The organism is Psychrobacter sp. 1U2 (genome assembly GCF_051847575.1).
Genome location: NZ_JBPYDC010000675.1, coordinates 1 through 907 on the forward strand (window position 1 = coordinate 1; position 907 = coordinate 907).

General features: G+C 43.0%; 1 protein-coding gene. It reads right to left on the minus strand.

Annotated features, from left to right (window positions below):
• The coding region (locus tag ACS8FD_RS18030; RefSeq protein ID WP_439276860.1) for a polyprenyl synthetase family protein at positions 1-737 on the minus strand (737 nt) is incomplete at its 3' end.
• Positions 738-907 lie beyond the last annotated feature (170 nt).

Sequence of the window (907 nt, forward strand, 5' to 3'; positions counted from 1 at the left end):
CAAATACCACCCATTAGCATAGCCGCTTCAATTAACGCCCCAGTTTTGTCGCGATGAATGGCCTCTAATTCTTCTTGAGAAATATTAGTATGCGCTTCAGCATTCAGATCCAGCATTTGACCTGAGACCATGCGGCGAGCGCGCGGTGCAAACACGGCCAATAGCTGGCTTGCAATGTCTGAATCAAAAGGCGCGAAGGTAGGCAGCTCTGCGGTTAAAACCTCAAAGGCCAAAGTTTGCAATACATCACCCGCCAGTAGTGCCGCCGCTTCGTCAAACACAATGTGACAAGTTGGCTGGCCTCGGCGCAGCTCATCGTCATCCATGCATGGCAAGTCATCATGTACCAGTGAGTAGGTATGCAATAGCTCTACAGCCAATGCAGCGCGGCGACACATGTCATAATCTGAGTCGTTTTCTAGCAGTGATTGCAAGTCAGCGATTTTTACGTGATCGGTTAAATTTGAGTTGTCAGATAAATCATCTGTCTCGATATCTGCTTCACCATCTACATTTATACTGGCATCAATACTGACAAAACTACTGGCCACTAATAAAGGTCGTACCAATTTGCCTTGTCCAGTCATCATATAGCGACATGCGTCATCAAGCGGACTTGGTAAGTTTGCATAAGCAAATAATACGTCAATATCTTGCGCTAACTGTGCGCGTAATGTGCTATAAAAGTGCTCAAAATTGGTAAAAGGAACAAAACGAGGCGCAGTAGAAACAGACATAACTCAACCAACCACCATATAAATAAAAATAGAGAATACATGAATAAAAATAGATAACAAGCCAGTGTAACATGATAGCTGATATGGCTTATGCGTATATGCTAAGCGCTGTTTTATTTTGGTTACGTATTGGTGATTTAACTTATAGGTTGAATGTGTTTTGATGAAGT